The organism is Pseudomonas sp. AC463 (assembly GCF_979253585.1).
In genome coordinates, this window is sequence record NZ_CEEDDZ010001238.1 from 1 (window position 1) to 231 (window position 231).

A 231-nucleotide genomic window follows, 5' to 3' on the forward strand; every position below is an offset into this window, starting at 1 on the left:
GACCAGCTCTGGCCGGACGATACGCTGGCGATGTCGTAGAACGCCTGCGGGTCGAGGCCGAGCTTCTGCGCCATCACGAACGCCTCGCACGTGGCGATCATCGTCGCGCCGAGCAGCATGTTGTTGCACATCTTCGCGGCCTGCCCCGCGCCGTTGCCGCCCGCGCGGATCACCGCCTTGCCCATGTCGTCGAGCAGCGGTTTCGCACGGGCGAAGCCGGCGTCGGTGCCG

General features: G+C 69.3%; 1 protein-coding gene. It reads right to left on the minus strand.

The features are described from left to right. The coding region (locus AC0IYH_RS34255; protein ID WP_471838957.1) for an NAD-binding protein at nucleotides 1-231 on the minus strand (231 nt) is incomplete at both ends.